Origin of the sequence: Microvirga pudoricolor (genome assembly GCF_016892705.1) — a bacterium.
Classification (GTDB): Bacteria; Pseudomonadota; Alphaproteobacteria; order Rhizobiales; family Beijerinckiaceae; genus Microvirga; species Microvirga pudoricolor.
In genome coordinates this window covers 270,832-296,369 of sequence record NZ_JAFEMB010000001.1, presented here as the reverse complement: position 1 = coordinate 296,369, position 25,538 = coordinate 270,832, and the positions used below count along the sequence as shown (strand labels likewise).

General features: G+C 64.8%; 23 protein-coding genes. 11 read left to right on the top strand and 12 right to left on the bottom strand.

The genetic code is table 11. The features are described from left to right. Positions 1-6: 6 nt before the first annotated feature. The 11 genes from ILT42_RS01340 (at position 7) to ILT42_RS01290 (ending at position 11,309) form a co-directional block, all read left to right on the top strand. Positions 7-990 (top strand): calcium-binding protein, encoded by a 984-nt coding sequence (locus ILT42_RS01340; protein WP_204213510.1) that lies wholly within the window; start codon positions 7-9, stop codon positions 988-990. A 303-nt stretch (positions 991-1,293) separates the two neighbouring features. Then, positions 1,294-2,079: an enoyl-CoA hydratase/isomerase family protein gene (locus tag ILT42_RS01335; protein ID WP_324617706.1), complete on the top strand. Its 786-nt coding sequence runs from the start codon at positions 1,294-1,296 to the stop codon at positions 2,077-2,079. 3 nt (positions 2,080-2,082) lie between these two features. After that, positions 2,083-2,913: an ABC transporter ATP-binding protein gene (locus ILT42_RS01330; RefSeq protein WP_204213508.1), complete on the top strand. Its 831-nt coding sequence runs from the start codon at positions 2,083-2,085 to the stop codon at positions 2,911-2,913. Further along, the gene (locus ILT42_RS01325) at positions 2,913-3,791 is read left to right on the top strand and encodes a branched-chain amino acid ABC transporter permease (protein WP_204213507.1); all 879 of its coding nucleotides are present in this window, start codon (positions 2,913-2,915) and stop codon (positions 3,789-3,791) included. The genes ILT42_RS01330 and ILT42_RS01325 overlap by 1 nt, the downstream gene beginning before the upstream one ends. Beyond that, positions 3,792-4,832 carry a branched-chain amino acid ABC transporter permease gene (locus ILT42_RS01320; RefSeq protein WP_204213506.1) on the top strand — a complete coding sequence of 347 codons (1,041 nt, stop codon included), beginning with the start codon at positions 3,792-3,794 and terminating at the stop codon, positions 4,830-4,832. Between the two features lie 36 nt (positions 4,833-4,868). Further along, a complete protein-coding gene (locus tag ILT42_RS01315) occupies positions 4,869-6,044 on the top strand; it encodes an ABC transporter substrate-binding protein (RefSeq protein ID WP_204213505.1) in 1,176 nt (391 codons plus the stop codon). A gap of 5 nt (positions 6,045-6,049) precedes the next feature. Continuing rightward, complete coding sequence (locus ILT42_RS01310; RefSeq protein ID WP_204213504.1) at positions 6,050-6,859, top strand: ABC transporter ATP-binding protein; 810 nt, start codon at positions 6,050-6,052, stop codon at positions 6,857-6,859. Positions 6,860-6,867: 8 nt separating this feature from the next. Then, positions 6,868-8,697, top strand: a complete 1,830-nt coding sequence (locus ILT42_RS01305; protein WP_204213503.1) for an AMP-dependent synthetase/ligase — start codon at positions 6,868-6,870, stop codon at positions 8,695-8,697. A gap of 19 nt (positions 8,698-8,716) precedes the next feature. After that, positions 8,717-9,898, top strand: a complete 1,182-nt coding sequence (locus ILT42_RS01300; protein WP_204213502.1) for an acetyl-CoA C-acyltransferase family protein — start codon at positions 8,717-8,719, stop codon at positions 9,896-9,898. 59 nt (positions 9,899-9,957) lie between these two features. Continuing rightward, the gene (locus ILT42_RS01295) at positions 9,958-10,635 is read left to right on the top strand and encodes a TetR/AcrR family transcriptional regulator (RefSeq protein WP_204213501.1); all 678 of its coding nucleotides are present in this window, start codon (positions 9,958-9,960) and stop codon (positions 10,633-10,635) included. Then, entirely contained in the window at positions 10,632-11,309 is a 678-nt protein-coding gene (locus ILT42_RS01290; protein WP_204213500.1) for a transglutaminase-like domain-containing protein, read from the top strand. Before ILT42_RS01295 ends, ILT42_RS01290 begins: the two co-directional genes overlap by 4 nt. Before the next feature lie 7 nt (positions 11,310-11,316). On the opposite strand, the gene ILT42_RS01285 is transcribed toward ILT42_RS01290, so the two are convergent. From ILT42_RS01285 to eutB, 12 genes are all read right to left on the bottom strand, one after another. Next, positions 11,317-13,638 (bottom strand): 3-hydroxyacyl-CoA dehydrogenase/enoyl-CoA hydratase family protein, encoded by a 2,322-nt coding sequence (locus ILT42_RS01285; RefSeq protein WP_204213499.1) that lies wholly within the window; start codon positions 13,636-13,638, stop codon positions 11,317-11,319. A 174-nt stretch (positions 13,639-13,812) separates the two neighbouring features. Then, positions 13,813-14,931: an alanine dehydrogenase gene (gene ald, locus ILT42_RS01280; RefSeq protein ID WP_204213498.1), complete on the bottom strand. Its 1,119-nt coding sequence runs from the start codon at positions 14,929-14,931 to the stop codon at positions 13,813-13,815. 76 nt (positions 14,932-15,007) lie between these two features. Further along, positions 15,008-16,399: an aspartate aminotransferase family protein gene (locus ILT42_RS01275; RefSeq protein WP_204213497.1), complete on the bottom strand. Its 1,392-nt coding sequence runs from the start codon at positions 16,397-16,399 to the stop codon at positions 15,008-15,010. A gap of 13 nt (positions 16,400-16,412) precedes the next feature. Continuing rightward, positions 16,413-17,924 carry an NAD-dependent succinate-semialdehyde dehydrogenase gene (locus ILT42_RS01270; RefSeq protein WP_204213496.1) on the bottom strand — a complete coding sequence of 504 codons (1,512 nt, stop codon included), beginning with the start codon at positions 17,922-17,924 and terminating at the stop codon, positions 16,413-16,415. Positions 17,925-18,050: 126 nt separating this feature from the next. Further along, the gene (gene ehuA, locus ILT42_RS01265) at positions 18,051-18,821 is read right to left on the bottom strand and encodes an ectoine/hydroxyectoine ABC transporter ATP-binding protein EhuA (RefSeq protein ID WP_204213495.1); all 771 of its coding nucleotides are present in this window, start codon (positions 18,819-18,821) and stop codon (positions 18,051-18,053) included. Continuing rightward, positions 18,818-19,510: an ectoine/hydroxyectoine ABC transporter permease subunit EhuD gene (gene ehuD / locus ILT42_RS01260; RefSeq protein WP_204213494.1), complete on the bottom strand. Its 693-nt coding sequence runs from the start codon at positions 19,508-19,510 to the stop codon at positions 18,818-18,820. Before ehuD ends, ehuA begins: the two co-directional genes overlap by 4 nt. Continuing rightward, positions 19,507-20,172, bottom strand: a complete 666-nt coding sequence (gene ehuC / locus ILT42_RS01255) for an ectoine/hydroxyectoine ABC transporter permease subunit EhuC (protein ID WP_204213493.1) — start codon at positions 20,170-20,172, stop codon at positions 19,507-19,509. Before ehuC ends, ehuD begins: the two co-directional genes overlap by 4 nt. A gap of 78 nt (positions 20,173-20,250) precedes the next feature. Continuing rightward, a complete protein-coding gene (gene ehuB, locus ILT42_RS01250) occupies positions 20,251-21,102 on the bottom strand; it encodes an ectoine/hydroxyectoine ABC transporter substrate-binding protein EhuB (protein ID WP_204213492.1) in 852 nt (283 codons plus the stop codon). 84 nt (positions 21,103-21,186) lie between these two features. Further along, positions 21,187-22,194, bottom strand: a complete 1,008-nt coding sequence (gene doeB, locus ILT42_RS01245) for a N(2)-acetyl-L-2,4-diaminobutanoate deacetylase DoeB (RefSeq protein ID WP_229428399.1) — start codon at positions 22,192-22,194, stop codon at positions 21,187-21,189. Positions 22,195-22,211: 17 nt separating this feature from the next. Beyond that, complete coding sequence (gene doeA, locus ILT42_RS01240) at positions 22,212-23,393, bottom strand: ectoine hydrolase DoeA (protein WP_204213490.1); 1,182 nt, start codon at positions 23,391-23,393, stop codon at positions 22,212-22,214. Continuing rightward, positions 23,390-24,403: an ectoine utilization protein EutC gene (gene eutC / locus ILT42_RS01235; protein ID WP_204213489.1), complete on the bottom strand. Its 1,014-nt coding sequence runs from the start codon at positions 24,401-24,403 to the stop codon at positions 23,390-23,392. Before eutC ends, doeA begins: the two co-directional genes overlap by 4 nt. Beyond that, positions 24,403-25,392 carry a hydroxyectoine utilization dehydratase EutB gene (gene eutB, locus ILT42_RS01230; protein ID WP_229428398.1) on the bottom strand — a complete coding sequence of 330 codons (990 nt, stop codon included), beginning with the start codon at positions 25,390-25,392 and terminating at the stop codon, positions 24,403-24,405. Before eutB ends, eutC begins: the two co-directional genes overlap by 1 nt. Between the last annotated feature and the right edge of the window lie 146 nt (positions 25,393-25,538).

Sequence of the window (25,538 nt, the reverse complement as noted above, 5' to 3'; positions counted from 1 at the left end):
AGCATCATGGCCACCATCCAGTTGAACGCTGTCGGGAACACGAAGAACGGCGTGAACTTCGACAAGTTCCTGAACGGATTCTTTTCCGATTTCGCCTTTCAGGGCTGGCCCTACATGCTGGGATCCGGCGACACGAGCCAGTTCGTCATGCTGGACAACATCCAGGGCGCCAATACCCAGGCCATCGTGATGGATGGACGGGGATTCGCCTACAATTCGAGTTCCCACATCGTCAGCGGAACCCTTGAGAGCATCAAGCTCGGGACCCTCGGCTCCAGCTACAAGAGCGACGGCAGTTTCATGCAAGACGGCTCGGGCCGGATCGCGGGCCTGTCGTCCTCGATCGAGATCAAAGGCCTGTCCATCGCCAACGGACCGTCCGGGGGCGAGTTTCACAACATCACCGCGTCCTTCATGCGGAGCGCGGGCGGCGACGTGCGTCAGGCCAACGCCGAAATGCTGAAGCAGATTCTTGGCGGCGAAGCGAACAACGTCATCGGCTCGTCGGGGAACGACACATACACGGGAACGATGTTCAGCGATACCATTCGCGGAGGGGCCGGCAACGACGTCCTCAACGGCGGAGCCGGCAAGGACACGATCCGCGGCGATGCCGGAAACGACAAGATCTACGGAGGCATGGGCGCCGACAAGCTCTATGGCGGAGCGGGGCGCGATGTTTTCATCTTCAAGAATATCAAGGAGAGCACCAAGGGCGCCTCGGGCCGCGACATGATCTATGACTTTTCGCAGGCGCAGAACGACAAGATCAACCTCAAGGCGATTGACGCGAATGTGAGGAAGGGAGGCAACCAAGCCTTTACCTTCATCGGCGATGATGCCTTCCACAAACAGGCCGGCGAGCTGCGCTACCAGAAGAGCGGCTCGACGACTTACGTGTATGGTGACGTGAACGGCGACGGCAAAGCCGATTTCGCCATCGCCTTCAAGAAGGCCATTGCCTTCGACAAGGGTGACTTCGTCCTGTAGGGCTGCGGGCGACCTGTCCTGTATCCTGCCCGCGACCGTGCGGGACCAGCAAGGGCCGGCTCCAGAACTGGAGCCGGCTTTTCCTTTTGCAGCCGCGAAGGAGCGGGCCTTCGGGCCTTCGTCTTTTGGCGAAGATGGGCCGTGTTGACATCTACTCGCGGGTAAGAATACGATTTTTGAGTAGGTCCCGGCACCCGCCGTCGCCTGCCAAGAATGAGAACCGCGAGTGCCGCCAAGAGCATAGCCGGCCGATGGGACCGAAAGCGATGAGAGATCGCGCGCCCGCTGGAGGATATGCTGTTGGTGGAGACCCTCGAACCGGTCATCCTGTCCGTCGCCCATTCGGTTGCGACGATCAGGCTCAATCGCCCGTCGGTGCTCAACGCCATCGATGCCGCGACGGCGGTCGCGTTCCGCGAAGCCGTACGAGTCATCGGATCCCGGGACGACATTCGCGTCATCGTCCTGAGAGGTGAGGGGCGCGCCTTTTGCGCTGGCGGTGACGTAGCGCGTTTCGAGGGCGAGGATCGCGAAGCCGCCATCGATGCCATCATCGCGCCGCTTCACGAGGGCCTCAGGGCCCTGAGCGACCTCCCACAGCCTTCTCTCGCGGTCGTCCAAGGTGCGGCGGCTGGAGCCGGCTTCAGCCTCGCCATCGCGTGCGACCTCGCGATCGCGGCCGACAACGCGAAATTCACCCTGGCCTATGCTCGGATCGGCGCGAGCCCGGACGGTTCCGCCACCTATCATCTGCCGCGTCTCGTGGGCCTGAGAAAAGCCAAAGAACTGGCCCTGCTGGCCGAGACCGTCGATGCCGAGGAGGCCCAGAGGATCGGGCTCGTGAACAAGGTCGTGCCGCTGGCGGATCTCGAGGTCGAGGCCGAGCGCCTGGTCTCACGCCTCGCCGCCGGACCGTCGCTCGCGTACGGGCGTATCCGCGCCTTGCTGGAGACATCCCTGGACAACGATCTCGCAGCGCAGCTGGCTGCCGAGCAACATTCCTTCCGGGACCTGACCGGAACCAAGGACTTCCAGGAGGGGGTGAGGGCCTTCCTGGCCAAGCGGCCCGCCCATTTCCAGGGGAGCTAGATCATGGCGCAAGACTTTGCTCCGTCTCCCGGGTCGAGCATTCTGCAGGCGGAAGGCCTGTCGCTGTCTTTTGGAGGTGTCCGCGCGCTCTCCGGCGTTTCGTTCGAGGTGAAGGATGGCTCGATCACGGCGTTGATCGGGCCGAACGGCGCCGGCAAGACGTCCCTGTTCAACGCCATTTCCGGCTTTTATCGCCCCAGCGCGGGTCGCATCGTCTTCGACGGCCAGGACATCACCCGCGAGCGCCCGCCGGCCCGAGCCAAGCGCGGCCTCGCCCGCACCTTTCAGAACATCGCCCTGTTCCGCGGAATGACGGTGCTCGACAACATCAAGCTCGGGCGCCACGCGCACCTGCGCACCGGCGTCATCGATGCCCTGATCTACCGGGGCCGGGCCCGGCGCGAGGAAATGGAGCTCCGCCGCGAAGTCGAAGAACGCATCATCGACTTCCTGGAGATTCAGCATATCCGCCACGCCCCGGTGAGCGCGTTGCCCTACGGCCTGCAAAAGCGCGTGGAACTGGCCCGTGCTCTCGCCATGCGACCCCGAATCCTGATGCTCGACGAGCCGGTCGCTGGGATGAACCGCGAGGAGACGGAGGATATGGCCCGCTTCATCCTCGACGTGAAGGAAGAGTGGGGCATCACCATCCTCATGGTCGAGCACGACATGGGCATGGTCATGGATATCTCGGACCATGTGGTGGTGCTGAATTTCGGCCAGGTGATCGCGCGGGGCGAACCGGCGGATGTCCAGCGCGACCCTGCGGTCATCAGCGCCTATCTGGGCTCCGGCGACCTCGCCGAGCGGCTCGCCAAGGCGGAGGCGGCCTGATGGATTGGCTGTACCTCACGGAGATCGTCCTTGCGGGCCTTGGAGCCGGTGCCCTCTACGCCCTCACGGGGGTCGCCTTCGTGTTGATCTACAAAGCCACGAGGGTGGTCAATCTCGCCATCGGCGAAATCCTGATGCTCGGGGGATACGCGTTCTTCGGCCTGGTCGCGGGCTTCGGCCTGCCGGTTTGGGCCGCCATCCCCCTGACAGTCGCGTCGGGGGCGGTCCTGGGCTTGGTCGTGGAGCGGGCGCTGATCCGGCCCATGCTGGGCGAGAGTCCGATTTCGGTGTTCATGGTCACCATCGGCCTCGGCTCGATCCTGGCCGGAGCCGTGGAACTGTTCTGGGGTGCCGACCCCTTACGCCTTCCGGAATTCATCCCGAATGCGCCGATCTTCCTCGGCGAGGCCTATCTGGCTCCGAAAGTCGCCTATGGCGCCCTGGTGGCTGCGATCCTGATCGGGCTGGCGCTCGCGGCCCTCCGCTTTTCCCGCGGCGGGGTCGCCTTGCGCGCCACTGCGGGCGATCAGGGGGCGGCGTATTCGGTCGGGATCGATGTGGGCCGGGTCTTCTCCTTGTCCTGGATGGCCGCCTGTGCCACGGCGGCTGGGGCGGGTGTGATCGTCGGGTCCATCGGCGGTATCTCTCCCACCATGGGGGTCTTCGGCCTGTCCGTGCTCGTCGTGGTCATCGTCGGAGGTCTGGATTCCGTTGCAGGCGCGCTCATCGGGGGCCTCCTCATCGGCCTGATCGAGGCCTTGGCCGGCTCGTTCCTGGGCGGCGAGTACAAGCTCCTCGCCACCTTCGGCCTGTTGGTCCTGATCCTGATGATCCGGCCCTACGGCATCTTCGGCACCCACGAGATCGAGAGGCTTTAGATGCGCATCGGCACTCTCAAGCTCTCCTATGCGGCCGATGAGGCGCTCTTCGACACGCGGGTACAGTGGGCCTGGCTTGCTGTGCTGGCGGTCGCGATGGGTCTTTTTCCGTTCGTGGCGGGGCCATACTGGATCTATCTCGCCTGCCTCGTCGCGATCAACGTGGCAAGCGCAACAGGCCTCAACATCCTCACGGGCTACACGGGCCTCGTCAGCCTGGGTCAGGCGGCCTTCATGGGTGTCGGGGCCTATACGGTCGCGGTGCTCGAAATCCGGATTGGGACGCCCTTCGTGCTGAACCTGCTGATCGCGGGTGGCGTGACGGCGGCGGTGGGGGCGGTTTTCGGCATCCCGAGCCTGCGGGTCAAGGGTCTTTACCTGGCCATTGCCACCATCGCGGCCTCGATGATCCTGCATTTCGTTTTCGGTCATTGGTCACTGACCGGCGGAACGAGAGGTCTGTCGATGCCCCCGGCGAGCCTGTTCGGCATCGCCCTCGATCAGCCGGTGGAACTGTATTGGCTGATCGTGCCCGTGACGGTTCTCATGGTGGCTGGCGCCGCCAATCTGTTCCGCACGCGCGTCGGGCGCGCCTTCATCGCCATCCGCGACCGCGACATCTCGGCAGAAGTGCTTGGCATTCCGCTCCTGCGCACGAAACTCATGAGTTTTGCGCTGTCATCCTTCTATGCGGGCGTCGCGGGAGGTCTCTGGGCTTATTTCTTCCGGGTGGTGACGCCCGAGAGCTTTCCGCTCATCAACTCCATCTTTTATCTCGCGGCCATCATCGTCGGCGGCATGGGCACCATCCTGGGCGGGATCTTGGGCGCTGCCTTCATGACGCTGGTGCCTGAGGTTCTGAAACTCGCCGTCGGGTGGGTCACGCCCTGGGTGCCCGACGCGCTGAGCCTCCTCGCCCCGATCCGAACCATCGTGTTCGGTGCCCTGATCGTCGGATTCCTGATTTTCGAACCCCAGGGCCTCGCCGAAATCTGGCGACGAATCCGACGCTTCTTCCACCTTTGGCCCTTCAAAACATAAAGACGGAAATTCCAACGACGAGAGGGAGGAAATCACATGAAGCTGTCGGTATCGCGAAGAAGTCTCATCGGAGCGGCCGTTGCCGGGCTCGCGTTCGGCGCCATGGAGGCCAAGGCGCAGAGCGAGGATATCGTGCTCGGCGGCTCGATCCCGCTCACCGGCGTCTTCGCCTTCGCGGGCGTGGGCATCCATGCCGGCATTCAGGATTACCTGAAGATCGTCAACGACGCGGGCGGCATCAAAGGCCGCAAGGTCAAGTACGTGGCGGAGGATACGGCCTACAAGGTCGATGCGTCGGTGGCCGCGTTCAACAAGATCACGAGCCAGAACAAGGTGTCGCTCTATTACGGCGACTCGACCGGCTTTGCCAAGACGATCAATCCGGAGCTCGACCGCCTGGGGTCCATGATCATGGCCGGCGCATCCTTCGCGTCGGAATTGAACGATTCGAAGAAGTTTCCGCTGCAATTCATGGCGGGTCCGGACTACACCGAGATGTTCGGCATCCTGATGCGCTATATCGCCAAGGAGAAGCCGGGCGCCAGCATCGCGCTCGTCTATTCCGACACGGAGTTCGGCCGCGATCCCATCGTGCCGGGCGAAAAGCTGGCGACGGAACTCGGCCTGAAGGTGGTCGAGAAGATCGTGACGCCGCCCGGCAGCGTCGACGTATCGACGGAAGTCCTGAAACTGCGCCGGGCCCGTCCCGACTACACGATCTTCCACGGCTATGTGCTGGCGCCGATCCCGGAATTCATCCAGCAGGCCAAGCAGATGGGCATGCAGAGCCGGTTCATGGGCACTTTCTGGACCATGGATAACTCCACGGTCAATCAAATGGGCGAGGCTGCCGACGGCTTCATGGGCGTGATGCCCTACCGCTACTACTACGACAAGGAAGGCACATCGCCCATGCTGGACAAGATCCGGCAGATGCGTCCCGACTACCAGTCCACGGGCTACATGCAGGGCTTCGTGACCGCCATGCTGATGACGGAAGCCGTGAAGCGGACTCTCGATGGCGGCAAGGAACTGACCGGCGCCAACATGAAGGCCTCGCTCAACACCATCAAGGACTTCGACACGGGCGGCATCTTCGGCGTTCCGATCTCGATCCCCGGCAACTCGGTGCCGGTCGGCCGCATCTATCGCTTCGACGCGAAGCAGAAGCAGATGCTTCCGGCCTCCGACTGGATCCGCGTCGGAAAGTAACGGTCATGGACGCGGAGTTCCTCTTGGACGTGAACAACGTGGAGGTCGTCTACAACCGGACGATCCAGGTGCTCCGCGGCCTATCCCTACGTGTGCCGAAGGGCGAGATCGTCGCCCTCCTGGGCTCCAACGGTGCAGGCAAGTCCACCATGCTCAAGGCTGTCTCCAACCTCCTCGAACTCGAGGACGGGGCGGTGACGGCCGGGCAGATCCGGTTCGACGGGACCGACATCGCGACGCTGACCCCGCACGGACTCGTCCGGCGGGGTCTCTTCCATGTCATGGAAGGACGGCGGATCTTCGAGGATCTGACCGTGGAGGAGAACTTGACGGCGGCCACCTTCGCGCTCTCCGGGCGCGGCTTGCCTGTGACGCCGTTCGATCTCGTCTATTCGTATTTTCCGCGCCTGCATGAGCGCCGGAAGGGCTTGGCCGGCTACCTCTCCGGCGGGGAGCAGCAGATGCTGGCCATTGGCCGCGCGCTGATATCGAAGCCCCAGCTCATCCTCCTCGACGAGCCGTCGCTGGGATTGTCGCCGAAGCTCGTCGAGGAGATCTTCGGCATCATTGCGCGCATCAATCGGGAGCAGGGCGTCTCCATGCTGCTTGTCGAGCAGAATGCCGCCGTGGCTTTCTCGGTAGCGAGCTACGGCTACATCATGGAGATGGGCAAGATTGTGATCGACGGACCGGTGGAACGCCTCGTCAAGGATCAGGACGTGCAGGAATTTTATCTCGGTCTCGGCGGTGGCGGCGCCCATAAGAGCTACCGGGACGTCAAGCATTACAAGCGCCGCAAACGCTGGCTGTCATGAGAACGCCCATGCCGGAAGCCTTGAGCCGCGAAACCATGACTCTCCCGCAGCTGTTGCGGGACAACGCCGAGCGGATGCCCGACCGGATCGCGTTGCGTCAGAAGGATTTCGGGATCTGGCAGCCGATCACTTGGGCGGAGTATGAGGAGAAGGCGAGGCATTTCGGGCTCGGGCTCCTGGCGCTGGGCATGAGGCCGCGCGGGCATGTGGCGATCCTGTCCGAGAACAGGGCCGAGTGGGTCATCGCCCAGCTTGGAACCGGCCTCGTCGGCGGCGTTGCGATCGGGGTCTATGCCACGAGCCCAGCGAACGAGGTTGCCTATGTGCTGGCTCATTCGGACGCGGAAATCGTGGTCTGCGAAGACCAGGAGCAGACAGACAAAATCCTCGAATGCCTGGACGAGCTGCCGGCCATCAAGCGCATCGTCGTCATCGATCCGAAGGGGTTGCGGCACTACGCGAGCGACAGATTGTCGAGCTTTGCCGAGGTTGTGGAGCTTGGAACGTCTTACGAGAAGCATCACCCGGATTGGGTCGCTGGCTGCCTCGCCTCACAGACCCCCGAAGACCTTGGCCTCATGGTCTATACGTCGGGCTCCACGGGCAAGCCCAAAGGCGCCATGCTGAGCTATCGCAACATGACCGCCCAGTCCCTGGCGATCATCGAACGCCTTGGATTCACCGCGAGCACCACGAACCTGTCATACCTCCCACTCTGCCATGTGGCCGAGCAGATGCTGACCGTGATGACGCCCCTGAGGGTCGGGTCATGCGTCAGCTTCGGCGAATCGATCCGCACCGTGCAGGAAGACTTGCGCGAAGTCGCGCCATCGCTCTTCCTGGGCGTGCCCAGGATCTGGGAAAAGCTGCATTCCTCCATTCATATCAAGATGATCGAGGCGAAGGGAGTGCGCCGGGCCCTGTTCGAGAAGGCCATGGCCTTGTGCGAGCCCTTCGCCGAGAAAGCACCTCGGGACCGCTCGCTCGGGGAGCGGGTCACGTTCGCCCTATGCTACGCCCTCGTGTTCCGGTCGCTTCAGAACTTCATCGGGCTGCGCAAGTGCCAGGTGGCCCTGACGGGGGCGGCGCCGATTTCCCCGTCCATCGTGCGCTTCTTCCGCACCCTCGGCGTCCCCCTGGTCGAAGTCTACGGTCTGACCGAGACCTCCGGCATGGTGACGGGGCAGCGTCTCGACGCCCTGTTGCCTGGGGCTGTCGGTCCGGCGGCATATGGAGCCGAGGTGAAGCTCGGCGATCACGGAGAACTCCTCGTGCGGGGCGGCATGGTCTTCGAAGGATATTACAGTAATGAGGAAGCGACCCGCGCCTCGATCCGCGATGGCTGGCTCCATACAGGCGATGTGGCCGCGATAGAATCCGGTCAGGTGCGGATCGTCGATCGGCTGAAGGACATCATGATCACCGCCGGAGGCAAGAACCTCAGCCCCTCGGAGATCGAGAACACCGTCAAGGGCAGCGCCTTCATCAAGGAGTGCATCGTCATCGCGGAGGGCCGCCGGTTTCCGACCGCTCTCCTCCAGATCGACGCGGAGACTGCAGGCAAATGGGCCGAGGAGAACCGCGTCCCGTTCACGAATTTCAAGAGCCTTGCCGAACACGATCGCGTCCGCGAGTTGATCGCGGCGGAGATCGAGCGGGCCAACCGTCAGCTGGGTCCCGTGGCCCAGATCAAGAAATTCCATCTCCTGACCAAGGAACTGGATCATGACGACGATGAAGTGACCGCGACCATGAAAGTACGGCGCTCCAACATCTACAGGAAATACGCGGCGGAGATCGAGGCGCTCTACGGTGCCCCCGCTGTCGCGGCAGAATGAGGAAATTGAGAGGTTTGCCATGGCCCGTCATGTTGTGATCGCGTCCGCCGTCCGCACCGCCATCGGTACGTTCGGAGGGACGCTGTCCGGTCACTCTCCGACGCAGCTGGGAGCCTTGTGCGTGGCGGAAGCCTTGAGCCGGGCCAAGATCGAGGGGGCGGACGTCGATCATGTCGTCTTCGGCAATGTCGTCGTGACCGAGCCGAAAGACGCCTATCTGGGCCGCGTCGCGGCCATCGAAGGCGGGATCCCCATCGAAGTGCCGGCCATGACCGTGAACCGTCTCTGCGGCAGTGGGGTGCAGTCGATCGTATCCGCGGCGCAGTCAATCATGCTGGGGGATGCGGATGTGGCCGTCGCGGGTGGTTCAGAGGCCATGAGCCGCTCGCCGCATCTGCTCCATTCCGCCCGCTTCGGGCAAAGGATGGGCGATACGCTCGTGGTCGACCACTTGACGGGCATCCTGACGGACCCGTTCGGCAACGGCATCATGGGCATCACGGCCGAGAACGTGGCAGCCAAGTGGCAGGTTTCTCGCGACCAGCAAGACGCTTTTGCGGCCGAGAGCCAGCGCCGCGCCGCCAGAGCTCAGTCCGAGGGTCGCTTCAAGGACCAGATCCTGCCCGTGGAGGTCCGCAAGGGTCGGGAGACGATCGCCTTCGCCACGGACGAGCATCTGAAGCCGGAGACGACGCCGGAGAGCCTGTCGGGTCTGCGCCCCGTGTTCCGGAAGGACGGCACGGTGACCGCCGGAAACGCCTCCGGCATCAATGACGGCGCCGCAGCCGTCGTGCTGATGGAGGAAGGCATGGCCGAGCGCCAGGGCCGGGACGTGCTGGCCCGCATCGTCGGCTATGCGCATGCGGGCGTCGAGCCGGGCGAGATGGGAATAGGGCCTGTGCCCGCCGTGCGCAACCTCCTGAAGAGAACCGGGCTTAACATTGGCGATTTCGACGTCATCGAGTCGAACGAGGCCTTCGCGGCCCAGGCCTGCGCGGTCTCGAGCGAACTGGGCTTCGACCCCGAGAAGACGAACCCCAATGGCGGCGGCATCGCGCTAGGCCACCCGGTCGGTGCGACAGGTACGATCCTGACCGTCAAGGCCGCCTATGAGTTGGCCCGAACCGGAGGACGACTTGGCCTCATCACCATGTGCATCGGCGGTGGCCAGGGCATCGCGCTTGCCATCGAGCGAGTCTAACACCACACGGAACGGCCGATGGGCCGGTCCGCCCCGAAACCCAACCCGTCTGGACAGCCATGAAGGCCTCCCCCTGGAAGAAGACCGCCGACCGGCAGAAGGAGCGGGAACTCAAGCGCGATGCCGTGCTGCGAGCCGCCGCGCAGGCTTTCAACGAGAACGGGTTCCATAAGACGTCCCTGGACGATGTGGCCGAGCGGCTGAACGTGACCAAGCCGACAATCTATTATTACGTGAAGAACAAGGACCAGATCCTGTTCGAATGCGTGCGCATCGGGCTTGAGCGCCTGGAGGACGCCTCGGCGGAGATATCGGGCACAAGCGAGACGGGTCTCAGCCGCCTCGTGTCGCTCTGGCGGGTTTATGCACAGATCGTCACGGAGGATTTCGGGCGGTGCCTCATCCTCGTCGGAGAGGATCCGTTGCCGCAGGATACGCGGAGGGAGTTGCGTGCCCTCAAGGGGCGTATCGACAAGCGCTTCCGGTCCGTGATCGCGGAAGGGATCGCGGACGGCTCGATCCGGACCTGCGACCCCAAGATGGCCGCTTTCGCGGCAGCGGGCGCCCTGAGCTGGATCGCCCGCTGGTACGACCCGCGCGGCCCCCTGAAGCCAGAGGAGTTGGCGGATCAGATCATCGATCTGCTGATCCATGGAGTGGGGGGCGACATCCCGGCTCGCACCACGGTGCCGGGCGAGACAATTGCGGCGCTGCCGCCACGGAGGGCAGAGCGATGAACGATATCGAGCGGCGGTTGTACCTTAGCCCGGCCGAATATGTCGACAGCGACCATCCGCGCCTTCAGTCCCACGCGGTCGCGCTGACCGCCGGGATCGCCGACCCGGTGGAGCGTGCGCGCGTCCTCTACAAGGCTGTGCGCGACGGCATCCGGTACGATCCTTATGTCGATTACACCGTGAAAGACACGTTCAGGGCCAGCAGCGTTCTGGCGGCCGGGCACGGTTACTGTGTCGGAAAAGCAGCCCTCTATGCCGCTTTGTGCCGGGCGTCCGGGATCCCGGCCCGAGTGGGCCTGTCCGACGTACGCAACCATCTGGCCACACCGCAACTGCTCGAAGCGGTCGGCACGGATGTCTTCGGATTTCATGGATACGTGGACATCCATTTGGACGACCGGTGGATCAAGGTGACGCCGACCTTCAACGACACGCTCTGCGCGAAGCTCGGCGTCGCCGTGCTCGAATTCGACGGGGCATCGGACGCGCTCTTCCAGCCTTTCAATGGGGCAGGGCGGGAATTCATGGAGTACGTCGCTCATCACGGCACTTACTTCGACGTTCCGGCGAAGTTCCTGATCCGGGAGATGGCTCAACTCTACCCGAAGCTCTGCAAGCCCGGTGGATACCGGGACCGGCCCATGGAAGATGAAGCGGCCGCGCTCGCCCGGTGACGCCGTTCTAGTTTCGCAGGGCTTTACCTGTTGCAAGCATATGCTCGATGCGCGCGCGCGTGGCAGGTTTCTGCACCAGCGCGATGACAGCTTCACGCTCCAGAGCCATGATGTCCTCTTCCTTGAGGGGTTGGCCGGCAGGATGGTCACCCCCGGTGAGGATGAAGGCGAGCTTTTCGGCCACAAGCGCGTCCGTTGGCGTCATCCCGGCTTGATCCAGGCGCTCATCCAGATGCCTCGCGAGGGCCCGTCTCTCGGACGGTTCGAGCGGCTTGATCGTGGCGCGGTCCGGCGGGTTGTATCCGGCGTCCGCCAGCGCTGCGGCATGGCGGATGGCGAATCCCAGCACCTGATCGCGGCTCATGACGATCGGGTCGCTTTCGCGGAGCAGGCCCTTATCAAGGGCGTCCAGCGCCGAGGACGAGACGATCCCGGTCTGGATGGTGTCAAAGGCCGCGAGCGGTGAGGGTAGCGTGCCCCCTTGCGTACGGAGGAGCAGTTGAGCGCATCCGCCCCAGCCCGGCAGGATGCCGATCCTGGCTTCGGGCAATCCGGCGTTCAACTCCGCATGAGCCACCACGGCGTCGCAGTGGAGCATCAACTCGCAGCCGCCGCCGAGTGCAAGCCCCGACGCCGCCACCACCACGGGAAAGGGCGCATATTTCAGGTGCAGGAACAGGTCCTTGCCTTGTCTCAGGAGATTGTCGAGGGCAGGCCAGTCGTCTTCACGCATCCGGTCGACGAAGTAGGTCAGATCGGCTCCGGCCGAGAACGCCCGGGGATCGTCGTTGCCGATGACCAGAGCCCGGAAGCCGTTCCTTACGGTCTCGAGCGTCTGCGCCAGAGCTTCGAACACGTCCGGTGACAGGGCGTTCATCTTCGTGTGGATTTCGAAGCACGCGACGCCGTCGCCGACATCCCAGAGAGAGGCGGCCCGGTTGCCGAGGATCTTGGGACGCGCTGACGTAAGGGAAGAGAGCGAGATGCCGGGTTCTCCCCTCGGAATAGGTCCCGTTCCATCCGTTCGCGCGGAACGGCCATCGCGATAGAATCCGCCTTGCGCGACGGCTGCCGCGAGGAGAGGCGGTATGGTTTCGCCGTCGGCTGCCAGCCGCTTCGCTAGGTCCGAGACCCCATAGCGGTCGGCAAGCCTGAAGGGGCCTTCCTTCCAGGCGTAGCCCAGCTCGATGGCCGTATCGATGGACGCGACGTCCGCTGCGATGTCGGGACCGATCTCAGCCGCGTACGCAATGACCCGCGCGAGAGTTCTCCAGGCGTAGTCTCCCAGGGGATGATGGGAGGCCAGCAGGATTTTGGCATCGCGCCCCTTGCCCGGGATCACGTCGGCCGCGACCGATGCTTCGGAGCGGTACTGCCCCGATGCCAAGTCCAGCGCGTCACGGGACTTGTCCGGATTGACCCTGTAGAACCCTGCTTTGGCCTTGCGCCCGAGCCGCCCGGCCTCGATCAGGCCGCGGATGACCGGGTCGCCGGGAAGATCGTAGGCCTGTATAGCGTCCGAAGCGGGCAGGGCCCGCATCAGGCTGCCCCACACGTGCGGCACCAGGTCGATGCCGACGAGATCGAGAAGACCGAACGCGCCCGTTCGGGGGATGCCGAGGCCCGCCATGGCCGCGTCCGCCTCTTCGATCCTCAGCCCGGCCTTCCGTGCCTCGAGAGCCGCCACCGCCAGCCAGAAGCAGCCGATCCGGTTGGCGATGAAGCCCGGCGTATCCCGGCAATCCACCACCGTCTTGCCGAGGATCCATGTCGATGCCGCCTTAACCCGCTCCACAAGAGCGGCCGGGTTCTCGGGTGCGCTGACGATCTCGACGAGCCGCATCACGCGAGGCGGATTGAAGAAGTGGGTGATGAGAAAGTCAGCCGCGAAGGTTCCGGCGAGACCCCCGACCAGTTCTCCACGCGGAATCGTCGAGGTATTGGACGAAACGATGGATCCGGGTTTTCGGACGGCGTCGACCTTGAGGTAGAGCTCCCGCTTCACGTCGAGCCGCTCGATCACGGCCTCGACGATCCAGTCGGCTTCGCCAAGGCGTTCGAGATTGTCCTCGACATTGCCGGGCCGAACGAGACCCGCGGCGCCGGGATGCATGAACCCACCCGTCTTCAGCTGGCGCTCGATCCCTGCCCGGGCTGGCCCGTTTCGATCCTCGGAGCCCGCGACATCGAGAAGGTCGACGGGAACGCCCGCGTTGGCGAACTGCGCCGCGATGCCTGAACCCATGGAGCCTGCCCCGATGACCGCCGCGCGTTTGATTCCGGTTTGCGCCGCACAGGCTACCGAAGGATTGCGAAAGAGTGCCGTCATGCCGTCTCCACCCCGTTACGGTCGCGCGACAGCGGACCGGCTTGCACCGATCCCGTCGCACGACCGCGCTCCGGCCCAGGGCGCGGAGTACCGGATTATACCTACTGCCCGGTAGGTATGTGTCAACCGAGTCAGAGATCCGGTCGCCGTCGTCCTTCGGCTATGCTCGTCGTCTTACCCTTCCAGCATCGAGGAAGGGTCCGTGAAGTCGAGATCCTGTGCCGCAGCGACGGGTTCACACGTGATTCTGCCGTCGCAGACGTTGAGCCCTTGAAGCAGATGGGGGTCCCGCCTCAAAGCTTCGCGCCAACCGTGGTTCGCCAGCGCGAGAACAAAGGGAAGTGTCGCATTGTTGAGCGCGAATGTGGACGTTCGTGCGACTGCACCGGGCATGTTGGCGACACAATAGTGAACGACCCCGTCGACGACGTAGGTCGGATCCGAATGCGTGGTGGGGTGCGAGGTCTCGAAGCAGCCGCCCTGATCGATGGCGATGTCCACCACGACCGCGCCCTTCTTCATGGTGCGGATCATCTCGCGGGTCACGAGCTTCGGCGCTGCGGCACCGGGGATCAGAACGGCGCCGATCACGAGGTCCGCTTCCTTCACGAGTTCGGTGATGGCGGCGCGGGTCGAATAGACCGTGGAGATGGCATTGCCGAACTGCGCCGAGAGGCGTTTGAGCGCCTCCGGAGATCGATCCGCGACAGTGACACGAGCCCCCATTCCGACGGCGATGGTGGCCGCATGGGTGCCCGACACGCCGCCGCCGATGATGACCACGGAGGCGGCTGGAACGCCGGGCACGCCGCCCAGCAGGATCCCGCGCCCGCCCTGCGCCTTTTCGAGGGCATGGGCGCCGACCTGCGGTGCGAGACGCCCCGCCACCTCCGACATCGGGGTGAGCAGGGGCAGGGCGCCGGAGGAGGAGGTCACCGTCTCATAGGCGATGCACACGGCTCTGGAGGCGATCAGGTCCTGGGTCTGCTCCGGATCGGGCGCGAGATGGAGGTAGGTGAAGAGCACCTGGCCGGGCCGCAGCCGCTTGCGCTCCTGCGCCAGCGGCTCCTTGACCTTCACGACCATCTCGGCCTCGGCGAAGATCCGATCAGGCCCCTCGACCATTTCGGCGCCGGCCGCGACGTAGTCGTCGTCGGTAAGGCCTGCCCCGAGCCCGGCGCCCGATTGCACCAGGACCGTGTGGCCATGGTGGACCAGTTCGTGGACGGAGGAGGGGATGAGCCCGACGCGGGCTTCGTTGTCCTTGATTTCGGACGGGACGCCGATCAGCATATGCGTTTCCTCAGAGGTGCGGGGCCTTTGGCCCTCATTCAAAGAAAAGGGCGGCCCGGGAGCCGCCCTGTCATTGTCAGAGAGTTGCCGTGACTGTGTCCACGGCTTTCTTTGTAGCCGCCACGACGATGTCAGCCTCCTCCCGGGTGAGGCAGAGCGGCGGCGCGAAGCCGAGGATGTCGCCCTGCGGCATGGCGCGGCCGATGACGCCCTGTTCCAGGAGGGCTGCGGTGATGCGCGGGCCGACCTTTTCGGAGGCCTCGAAGAAGACCCTGTCGTCACGGTCCCGCACGAATTCGACCGCCGCCATCAGGCCCTCGCCGCGAACCTCGCCGACGAAGCGGTTGGCGCCGACCGCATCGGTCAGGGCTTTCTTGAAGTAGGCGCCGACCTCGCCCGCGTTCTTCACGAGATCGAGCTCGTCCACCACCTCAAGATTGGCGACGCCCGCCGCCGCGCAGAGCGGGTGGGACGAGTAGGTCCAGCCATGACCGATGGGGCCATAGGTGTCGGAGCCCTGCTCCAGGATGCGCCACAGCTTTTCCGACACGATGACGCCGGAGAGCGGCGCGTAGGCCGAGGTCAGGCCCTTGGCGATGGTGATGAGGTCCGGTTGCATGCCGTAATGGTCGGAGCCGAACATGGTGCCGAGGCGGCCGAAGCCCGTGATGACCTCGTCTGCGATGAGCAGGATGTCGTACTTTCGAAGCACCGCCTGGATCTTGTCCCAGTAGCCCGCGGGAGGCGGCACGATTCCGCCTGTGCCCAGCACCGGCTCGCCGATGAAGGCCGCAATGGTCTCCGGCCCTTCGGCCACGATCATTTCCTCAAGCTTGTCGGCGCAGAATTGCGAGAACTGCTCCTCGCTCATGGAGCGATCGGGCCGGCGGAAATAATAGGGCATCTCCGTGTGCAGGATCGGCGGGCGCGGCAGATCGAACAGGTTGTGGAACGCCGCGAGACCCGTGAGACTGCCGCTCATCAGGCCCGAGCCGTGATAGCCCCGCCAGCGGGAGATGATCTTCTTCTTCTCCGGGCGGCCGAGCACGTTGTTGATGTACCAAACCAGCTTGAGGTTGGTCTCGTTGGCGTCAGACCCCGACAGACCGAAGAACACCCGGCTCATGCCCTCCGGGGCACGGTCGATGATCATCTTGGCGAGGCGGATCGACGGCTCCGAGCCGTGGCCCACATAGGCATGGTAATAGGGCAGGGCGGCCGCCTGGGCCGCGATGGCGTCGGTGATCTTGGTGCGGCCGTAACCCACATTCACGCAATAGAGGCCCGCGAAAGCATCCAGGCTTCGCGTGCCGTTCCGGTCCACGATGTAGACGCCTACTCCCCCCGTGATGATGCGGTTGGGGGTCTCGCCGCGCGCATGCTGAGCCATGTGGGTCGAGGGGTGGAAGAAGTGGTCCCGGTCCCAGGCATTGAGTTCATTGTCGAGGGTCTGCTTTTCGTCGAGCATGGGAAACTCCGGGTCAGTTGATGTCGAGGCAAAGATATTTGAGGTCCGTGAAGGCCTCCAGGCCGTGGCGGGAGCCTTCCCGGCCGATTCCGGACTGCTTCACGCCACCGAACGGAATGGGCGCACCGGTGATCTTCACGCGGTTGACGGCCACCATGCCGTATTCGAGGGACCGGCCGAGGCGAAGGGCCCGCGCGCCGTTTTCTGTGACCACATAGGCCACGAGACCGTACTCCGTCGCGTTGGCCCGCGCCACCACCTCGTCCTCCGTGTCGAAGGGCGTGACGGCGGCGACAGGCGCAAAGGTCTCCTCCCTCATGACGAGGGCGTCGTCCGAAACGTCGGCCAGGAGAGTCGGCATCAGATACAGCGGGCCGGCGGAGATGGCGGGGCCGGTCACCCGGCGGGCGCCGCGGGCCAGGGCGTCTTCGATCTGGGACTGAGCCTTCGAGACGGCGTGGGCATGCATCAACGGCCCGATTTCCGTGTCCGCATCAAGGCCGGGTCCGACTTTCAGACCGGAGATGCGCTTGCCGTACGCTTCGCAAAACCTGTCGTAGATCGATCGATGGACATAGATGCGATTGGCCGCCAGGCAGTCCTGTCCGGACGTGGCGAACTTGGCCGCCATGGCAATCTCGACTGCCTTGTCCAGCTTCGCATCCTCGAACACGATCAGAGGGGCGTGACCGCCCAGTTCCATCACGAGGCGCTTTACGGTTCCGGCACACCGCGCCGCGATCTTGCGTCCGATCTCGGTCGAGCCCGTAAAGCTGACGACCCGGACCCGCTCGTCGTCGCAGAAACGGTTTGCGATGGGCTCCGCATCGCCGGTGACAATGTTGAAGACGCCCGCCGGGATCCCGGCCCGTTCGGCCAACTCGGCGAGGGCAAGGGCGGACAGGGGCGTGTAAGAAGAGGGATGCGCCACCACGGTGCAGCCGGCCGCGAGCGCCGCCGCAGCCTTGCGGGTCAGCATGGCAGAAGGGAAGTTCCAGGGGGTCAAGAGGGCCGCCACGCCAAGGGCCTCCCGGCGAACCAGCATCTCGGCGCCGGGCAGGTGGCTCGTGACGCTCTCCGCGTTCAGGCGCTTGGCCTCTTCGGCATACCACTCCACGAAGGAAGCCGCGTACGATATCTCGCCGAGCGCTTCGCTCAGGGGCTTGCCCTGCTCAAGGGTCATGACGAGGGCCAAGTCCGCCCGAGCCTCCAGGATGAGGTCGTGCCAGGCCCGAAGGCGCGTGGCGCGCTCATGCGGCAGCAGGGCTTTCCAGCCTGGGAGGGCGCGGGCAGCGGCTTCGACCGCCAGACCGGCCTCCCGGGCGCCGAGCCGCGACACGCGGGCGACGGTCAAGCCCGAGGCGGGATCGTGGATCTCGAAGCGGGCATCCGCCTCGGCGCCGGTCCAATGGCCGTCGATATAGGCCATCTCGCGCAACAGACGCGGATCCTTCAGACCCCTCAGCGCCGGATGGGTGTCGGCCTTGGCCGGGATGGACGTGGCTGCGTCGGTCATCGCGTTCATGCGGCGCTCCCTTGAAAACCAGTGGCGTCAGCCTATCCGCGGAAGTGGCGAGAGGCTTTCGGTTATCGGAGCGCGAGGCAGAGAAAGTCTCGGTATTCGGGCGGCCGAACCGAGACTCTCCGTGGTTCAGCCGTTCAGCACCGAACTGAGGAATTCACGCGTTCTCGGCTGCTCGGGATTGCTGAAGAACCGCTCCGGTTCGCCCTGCTCGACGATCCGCCCCTTGTCGAAGAAGCAGACACGGTCGGAGACCTCGCGCGCGAAGCGCATCTCGTGAGTGACGAGCAGCATCGTCAGGTCGTGCTCGTGGGCGAGCCCACGGATGACGCCCAGAACCTCACCGACGAGCTGCGGGTCGAGGGCCGAGGTCGGCTCGTCGAAGAGGAGGACACGGGGCCGCATGGCCAGCGCACGCGCGATAGCGACTCGCTGCTGTTGGCCACCCGAGAGCTGGCTCGGGTAATGGTCCTTCTTGTCGAGCAGGCCCACCATCCGCAGGAGTTCCACGGCACGGCCCTCCGCTTCATCTCGCTTCATCTTCAGCACCGCCACGGGAGCTTCCACGATGTTGCGCAGAACGCTCATATGAGGAAAAAGGTTGAAGCTCTGGAACACCATCCCGACATTGCTGCGGATCCGATGCAGGTGCTTCTCACTCGCCTTGAACTCGCCCCGCCCCTGCGGCTCATGATAGCTGAGACCGGCGAGTTCGAGATTCCCCTCCTGGAACGGCTCCAGCGTCATGAGGATGCGCAGGACAGTGGATTTGCCGGAGCCGGACGGACCGATAAGGGTTACCTTCTCGCCTTGGCGGACATCGAAATTGAAGTCGTCCAGAACCGTGAGGGCGCCGAAGCGCTTGGTGACATCTTGGAATCGGATGATGGGCGTCGTCATCGCAGGGGGATTCCGCTTTTGGGCAGAGCCCGCTCCACGAGGTGGATGAGGGCCGAGCAGATGAGGGTCATGGGCAGGAAAATCAGGCCGACCATGGAAAGCGGCACGAGATAATCGAAGGTGCGCTCGCCGATCATGTTGGCGAGGCCGAGCATGTCGAGCACCGTCACCACGGAGAGCACCGGGGTCTCCTTCAACATGGAAACGAGGTAGTTTCCGAGCGCTGGGACGATGCGCGGGATCATCTGCGGCACGACGATGTCCCTGTAGGTCTGAAGCCGGGTGAGGTTCAGGGCCGTCGCGGCCTCCCACTGGCCGCGCGGGACGGCGTTGATGCCGCCACGATAGACCTCGGACGTGTAGGCGGAATATTGGAGCCCAAGTGCCAGCGCGCCCGTCATGAAGGCTGGCAGGATGATGCCGAAATCGGGCAGGACGTAATAGAGGAAGAACAACTGCACCAATAGTGGGGTGTCGCGCACGAACTCCGTGAAGCAGGCTACCGTCCAGGAGATTGCCTTGAAGCGGCTCCGCCGCAGGAGAGCGAGGACGAGGCCGAGCACCAGCGCGATCGCATAACCCACCGCCGCCGCCTGCAGGGTCACGAGCAGGCCGATGCCCAGGATGGGCAGAATCGAGAGCGCGAAGGACAGGGTCGTGGTCGTGTCCCATTCATAGCCGTACATCATGAATGAGCGCTCCGGGGAAAGGCCGCGCCGCGCCGCAACTTCATCTCGATAAGGCGCATGATGACCATGAGGCAGAGCGCAATGATGAAATAGCCCAGGAGCGTCAGCGTATAGACCGTCGCGCTGTCGAGGGTGATGTTGCGCAACGACTGGGCCTGGAACGTCAGGTCGGCGATGGAGATCAGCGAAACCAGGGCCGTGTCCTTCAGGTTCTGGACCGCCAGGTTTCCAAAGGCGGGCATCATCTCGATGATCGCTTGCGGCATGGAGATGTGCCAGAGCGTATAGGACTTGCTGAAGTTCAAGGCACGCGCTGCCTCATGCTGCTGCGGCGGCACGGCCAGCAAAGCGCCACGCACCACCTCGGCCCCGAAGGCTCCCGTCAGGAGCGACAAAACCATGATGCCCGTCGTGATGGGATCGAACGAAACGCCCACAAGGGGCAGGGCATAATAGAACCAGAAGAGCTGGACCAGGAGCGGCGTGCCCCGGAACAGCACCACATACGTGAAGGCTATGCCGGAGATGACCGGGTTGGCGGATGTGCGGGCGATGCCGGCCACGAACGCGATGATCGCACCGAGCACGATCGAGGCCAGGGAGATCATCACGGTGATCTGCGCGCCTTTGAGCAGGGGCACGAGATATTGCGACCACGTCATCGTCGTCTCCTTCCCGACAGGGTTCCGCCCGGCCGGACATGCAAGGTCCGGGCCGGGCGGTGCGAGGGATGCGGCGGGTTACCTGCCGGCGCAGAGATCGGCGACGTTCTTGGCCATGGCGGCCTTGATGCTTTCCTCGCTCAGGCCGTAGGAGGTCAGGATCTTCTTGTACTCGTCCGTCTTGCGAAACTCGACCAAAGCAGCGTTGTAGGCGTCGCGGAGGGCCTGATCCTCGGGACGGAACGCGAAGCCGCCGTAATTGCGTACAGGTTTGCCGTTCACCACCGGGTCGGTGAAGGGCTTGACCTGCTCCACGTTCGCGCCGCCCTCGGCGAGCTTGGACACGGTGAGCTCGGTGGCCGCATAGGCGTCCGCGCGGTTCTGGACCGTGGCGAGCGCGTCGGCGTTGGCCTGGATGACGACGATCTGGTTGTCCTTCACGCCGACGGCGCGCAAGAAGTCGATGTTGTTCGCGCCCGACACCACGGCGACCTTGAGGGACGGGTCCTTGGCGATGTCCGCGTAGGTGGTGAGCTTCTTCGGGTTGCCCTTCTTCACCAGGAGGCCTTCGCCATAGCTGGAGTTCGGCTCCGTGAAGGAAACCTGCTTGCAGCGCTCGGGCGAGATGTTCTGCTCGGCGGCCGCCAGAGCGAAACGGCGGGCCTTGAGGCCGGGGATCAGGGTGCCGAAGGGCGTCACGGTCCAGTTGACCTCGTTGACGCCGAGCTTCTTGAACACCGCGATCGCCACGTCAGGCCCAATACCGGCGGCAGATCCGTCTTCCTTCATGTAGCCGTAGGGCACTTCGTTGGCGGTCGCGGCCTGCACGTAGCCGTTGCTCTTCACCTCGTCGAGGGTGAGGGCCTGAGCGGCTCCGATGCCTGCCACGAGAGCGAGGGCTGCGACGCTGGAAAGGATGGTTTTCTTCATCTGGTCTTCTCCTCTGGATGTTGGGGGATCCGCGTGCCGGTTGATCCGGCTTGCAGCGCGTGCGCTGGCGGTATTGGGGTGTGGTCAATCCTCCACCGTGGCGACCACCGCGAGGCAGTCGCCGGTTTTCACGAGGCCCGGGAAGTGCCGGGCGGCCAGCACGCCATCGAGGGCGGCGCGGTATTCCGCGGGAGCGAGCCCGGTCCGGCCCACCGGATGGACGCGGGCGATCACGTCGCCCTCCCGCACCGGATCGCCGAGGTCCACGACAGGCTCCACGAGACCGTCATCCTCCGCGAAGCGGAAGCACTCGGCGGACGGCATGTCGAGCCAGCGAGTCGGTCCCATCTCGGGCGCGCCGGAGACGATCCCGGCATGCTTGAGCACGTTCAGGGTGCCGCGCTTGGCGATTTGCGCCGTCCGGGCCGTGGCGGTGCCGCCTCCCGACAGTTCCGTGGTGACGAAGACCTTGCCCATCGCCTCGGCGGCCGTGTCGTACATGCCGACCGCGTCGATCTCGATCATCCGCATGGAATAGGGCGCCGCGAAGGCCGCGACCGCATCGAAACAGCGTCTTTCCTGGTCCTTGTCCGCCAGCTCATGGGCGGCCGCGTAAGGCAGAAAGTCGAGGGTGCGGCCACCGGAATGGAAATCAAGCACGATATCAGCCAGGGGCAGCAGAGTGCGCTGGAAGTAGTCCGCGATTTTCTCCGTCACCGTCCCGTCCGGGCGGCCCGGAAAGCTGCGGTTGAGGTTGCCCCGGTCGATGGGAGACGTACGGGTTCCGGCCTGAAACGCCGGATAGTTCATGGCCGGAACGATGATGACGCGACCTTGGACCCGGTCCACGGTCAGTGTTCGGGCGAGGTCGAAGAGGGCGATGGGGCCCTCGTACTCGTCCCCGTGGTTGGCGCCCGTGAGAAGGGCCGTCGGCCCATCCCCCCGCTTCACCACCGTGATCGGAATCATCACCGATCCCCAGGCCGAATCGTCCCGGCTGTAGGGCAGGCGCAGGAAGCCGTGCTGCACCCCATCGGCTTCGAAGTCGACGCTGGCCTTGATGGGAGAGAGGCGCTGGGCGGGGCTCCTCAGAGGCTTCACCCCGGCATTCATGGCTTCACGAACAGCTTGCGCGGCACGTCGGAGAGGCACTCGACGCCCTTGTCGGTGATGACGATGCTCTCGGTGATCTCCAGGCCCATGTTCTCAAGCCACAGACCGGTCATGAAGTGGAAGGTCATGCCGGGCTGGAGCACGGTTTTGTCGCCGGGGCGAAGGCTCATGGTGCGCTCGCCCCAATCCGGCGGATAGCTCAGTCCGATGGGATAGCCCGTGCGGTTGTCCTTGACGATCCCGTAGCGCTTCAGCACCGCGAAGAACGCGTTGGCGATATCCTCGCAAGCATTGCCGGGCTTTGCCGCCGCGAGCCCCTCCTCCATGCCTTCCAGCACGGCCTTCTCGGCATCGAGGAAGGCCTGGGTGGGTTTGCCCAGGAACACGGTACGCGACAGCGGGCAGTGGTATCGCTTGTAGCAGCCCGCGATCTCGAAGAACGTGCCCTCTCCGGCCCGCATGGGCTTGTCGTCCCAGGTCAGGTGCGGCGCGGAGGCTTCCTCGCCCGAGGGCAGGAGCGGCACGATGGCGGCATAGTCGCCGCCGTATTGGTCGACCCCCCGAAGCCCGGCATCGAAGATCTCGGCCACGAGGTCATTCTTGCGGATGCCGGGCTCCGCCTTGTCGAGGATGCGCTGGTGCATCTTCTCCACGATGCGGCCGGCGATTTTCATGTACTCGATTTCCTGGGCGCTTTTGACGGCGCGCTGCCAGTTCACGAGAGAGACGGAGTCCTTGAAGGCGGCGTTCGGCAGGTGACCCACGAGGGACGCGTAGGCGGCCGCCGAGAAGTAGTAGTTGTCCATCTCGACCGCGATGGTGCCCTTGTCCCAGCCGCGATCCGCGATGATGCCGGACAGGTAGTCCATCGGGTGGCGTTCCGTGGATTGCACGTAATGGTCCGGGTAGCCGATGATGTTGTCGTGGGACAGGTAGGCCGTGCGCTTGGCGCCGTTGGCGTCCTGGCCGCGCCCATACCAGATCGGCTCTCCCTCCGGCGGCACCAGCACGCATTGATGGACGTAGAACGACCAGCCGTCATAGCCCGTCAGCCAGTGCATGTTGGACGGGTCGGTGACGATCAGGAGGTCGATCCCGGCCTTTTCCATCGCCCCACGCGTCTTGGCGAGGCGCTCGGCATATTCCGCTCGGCTGAAATTGAGATTGGGGGCGCTCAAGGCGTTTCTCCGGTAGATTTTAGTGTGTCGATGGCCTTGCCGGCGCCCGCTTCCGTGGCGCGGCGGCAGGCCAGGGTGGCGATGGCGGTGTCCTGCACCCCTGTGCCCGTGAGGTCGCACAGGGTGATGGCCTCCGGGCTCGCGCGGCCTGGAGCCCGTCCGGCCACGATCTGCCCGAGTTCGGGGAAGGCCTTGTCCGGGGGCACGAGGCCGAGGCGGATGGCGTGATGCAACTCGCCGAGGCGGCGCGTCTGCGCCAGGCTGTCGGCCACGTAGGTCGCGCGGGGCAAGAGCGCCGGATCGATTTCGTTCTTGTGCTCGGAATCCGAGCCCATGGCCGTGATGTGCTGGCCAGGCCGGATCCACTGGGCCTCGAGGATCGGCCGCTCGGCCGGGGTCGTCGTCACGATGATGTCCGCGTCGCGGCAAGCCGTTTCGGGCGTGGAGGCCGCCTGGACCGGAATGCCGAGGGCCTGCGCCGCTTCCCGCGCGGCTGCTTCCGCCTTCGTGGGATCCCGGGCCCAGATCACCGCCCGCTTGATGGGACGCACGAGGGTCAGCGCCTGCAATTGCAGGCGTGCCTGGATCCCCGCCCCGAAGATGGCGGCGCTCTGCGAATCCTCCCGCGCCAGGTGCCTGGCGGCGACGGCTCCGGCGGCGGCTGTGCGGATATCCGTGAGATAGCCGTTGTCGAGGAGAAGCGCTTCGACAAGGCCGGTTCTCGTGCTGAGCAGCATCATGAGCCCGTTGACGCTCGGCAGGCCGATCTTCGGGTTGTCGAAGAAGCCGGGACTGACCTTGATGGCGAAGCCGTCGAGGCCCGGCACATAGGCGCTCTTCACGTCCACCTCGCCCCGGTTCTCGACAATGTCGAGGCGCAGGATCGGCGGCATCACCACGGGCTTGGTGGCAAGGGCCAGAAAGGCGTCCTCGATGCAGGCGACCGCGCTCTGGTCCAGCCTGACGATCCGGCGCAGATCCGGCTCGGTGAGAATGACCATCTGGGCCATCACCAGGCCCCCGCTGCGGTTGTGGCATCGCCGCCCACGAGAGCCCGGTGACGGACCGGATCGATGTTGGACCCGGACAACAGGACCACCACGGGACCGCTCAAGGGGACCTTGCGCGCCAGCAGCGCCGCGATGCCGACCGCGCCTGCCCCTTCCAGCACCTCGCCGTCCTGGGCATGGGCGTGACGGATTCCCGCCGCGATCTCGTCCTCGGTCAGCAGAACCGTGCCGTCCAGGAGATCGCGGCACCCGGCGAAGGTGTAGCGGTTGGCGAGGCCGATCCCGCCACCCAGGGAATCCGCGAAAGTTTCCAACTCTTCCACGGAGACGGGCCTGCCCGCCAGGAGGCTCGCCGCCATGGCGGCACCGCGCTCCATGGAGACGCCGATCACGCGGGCTTGGGTCAGCTTGCCCTTGATCGCCGCCGCGACCCCGGCCGCGAGGCCTCCGCCCGAAAGGGGGACGAGAACGAGTTCGGCCTGTGGGCAATCCTCCGCGATTTCCAGGCCCACCGTGCCCTGGCCCGCGATGACATCCGGGTGATCGAAGGGAGGGATCTCGGCCAGGCCTTCCTGGCGGACGAGGCGGTCCACCTCGTCCTGGGCGTCGTCCTGGGATCGACCGACGATGCGAATCTCCGCGCCGAGCGCTCGCACGGCCTCCACCTTGTTGGCAGGGACGAGTGCCGACATGCACACCACCGCTCGGACTCCCGCGGCTTTCGCGGCGTGGGCGAGGGCGCGGCCATGGTTGCCGGTGGAGGCGGTGACGAGGCCCCTGGCCCGCGCCTCGCTTCCCAGCGACAGAACGGCGTTCGTGGCGCCGCGCAGCTTGAAGCTACCGGTGGTCTGCCGGCTCTCGCGCTTGAGCAAGACAGGGACGCCGCAGGATCGGGACAAGCTTGGGGAAGGGTCGAGCGGCGTGCGCCGCACATGCCCGGCGATGCGTTCGGCCGCCGCCGCAATCCTGTCGAGGCCGACCCGGCTCATGCCGGACCGCTCCCGGCGGCCGCGCGGCGAGCCCACTGACTGGAACGGTGCAAACGGATCGACAGCATCGCCACCCTTGCCGACTGGAGTTTTCCAGGACAAAGCGATGGTGGGATGCACCAATTTTCATGTCAATCTTTATATTG

What these genes read in the sequence shown, in the direction of transcription:
- ILT42_RS01275 (WP_204213497.1), bottom strand. Translation starts at nt 16,399, where the DNA reads ATGCTCGACGAAAAGCAGACCCTCGACAATGAACTCAATGCCTGGGAC.
- ILT42_RS01290 (WP_204213500.1), top strand. Translation starts at nt 10,632, where the DNA reads ATGAACGATATCGAGCGGCGGTTGTACCTTAGCCCGGCCGAATATGTC.
- eutC (WP_204213489.1), bottom strand. Translation starts at nt 24,403, where the DNA reads ATGGCCCAGATGGTCATTCTCACCGAGCCGGATCTGCGCCGGATCGTC.
- ILT42_RS01325 (WP_204213507.1), top strand. Translation starts at nt 2,913, where the DNA reads ATGGATTGGCTGTACCTCACGGAGATCGTCCTTGCGGGCCTTGGAGCC.
- ILT42_RS01305 (WP_204213503.1), top strand. Translation starts at nt 6,868, where the DNA reads ATGCCGGAAGCCTTGAGCCGCGAAACCATGACTCTCCCGCAGCTGTTG.
- ILT42_RS01340 (WP_204213510.1), top strand. Translation starts at nt 7, where the DNA reads ATGGCCACCATCCAGTTGAACGCTGTCGGGAACACGAAGAACGGCGTG.
- ILT42_RS01300 (WP_204213502.1), top strand. Translation starts at nt 8,717, where the DNA reads ATGGCCCGTCATGTTGTGATCGCGTCCGCCGTCCGCACCGCCATCGGT.
- ILT42_RS01320 (WP_204213506.1), top strand. Translation starts at nt 3,792, where the DNA reads ATGCGCATCGGCACTCTCAAGCTCTCCTATGCGGCCGATGAGGCGCTC.
- ILT42_RS01285 (WP_204213499.1), bottom strand. Translation starts at nt 13,638, where the DNA reads ATGACGGCACTCTTTCGCAATCCTTCGGTAGCCTGTGCGGCGCAAACC.
- ehuC (WP_204213493.1), bottom strand. Translation starts at nt 20,172, where the DNA reads ATGACGTGGTCGCAATATCTCGTGCCCCTGCTCAAAGGCGCGCAGATC.
- ILT42_RS01330 (WP_204213508.1), top strand. Translation starts at nt 2,083, where the DNA reads ATGGCGCAAGACTTTGCTCCGTCTCCCGGGTCGAGCATTCTGCAGGCG.
- ILT42_RS01270 (WP_204213496.1), bottom strand. Translation starts at nt 17,924, where the DNA reads ATGAACGCGATGACCGACGCAGCCACGTCCATCCCGGCCAAGGCCGAC.
- ehuA (WP_204213495.1), bottom strand. Translation starts at nt 18,821, where the DNA reads ATGACGACGCCCATCATCCGATTCCAAGATGTCACCAAGCGCTTCGGC.
- ILT42_RS01295 (WP_204213501.1), top strand. Translation starts at nt 9,958, where the DNA reads ATGAAGGCCTCCCCCTGGAAGAAGACCGCCGACCGGCAGAAGGAGCGG.
- ILT42_RS01310 (WP_204213504.1), top strand. Translation starts at nt 6,050, where the DNA reads ATGGACGCGGAGTTCCTCTTGGACGTGAACAACGTGGAGGTCGTCTAC.
- eutB (WP_229428398.1), bottom strand. Translation starts at nt 25,392, where the DNA reads ATGAGCCGGGTCGGCCTCGACAGGATTGCGGCGGCGGCCGAACGCATC.
- ehuD (WP_204213494.1), bottom strand. Translation starts at nt 19,510, where the DNA reads ATGATGTACGGCTATGAATGGGACACGACCACGACCCTGTCCTTCGCG.
- ald (WP_204213498.1), bottom strand. Translation starts at nt 14,931, where the DNA reads ATGCTGATCGGCGTCCCGTCCGAAATCAAGGACAACGAAGCCCGCGTC.
- ILT42_RS01315 (WP_204213505.1), top strand. Translation starts at nt 4,869, where the DNA reads ATGAAGCTGTCGGTATCGCGAAGAAGTCTCATCGGAGCGGCCGTTGCC.
- ehuB (WP_204213492.1), bottom strand. Translation starts at nt 21,102, where the DNA reads ATGAAGAAAACCATCCTTTCCAGCGTCGCAGCCCTCGCTCTCGTGGCA.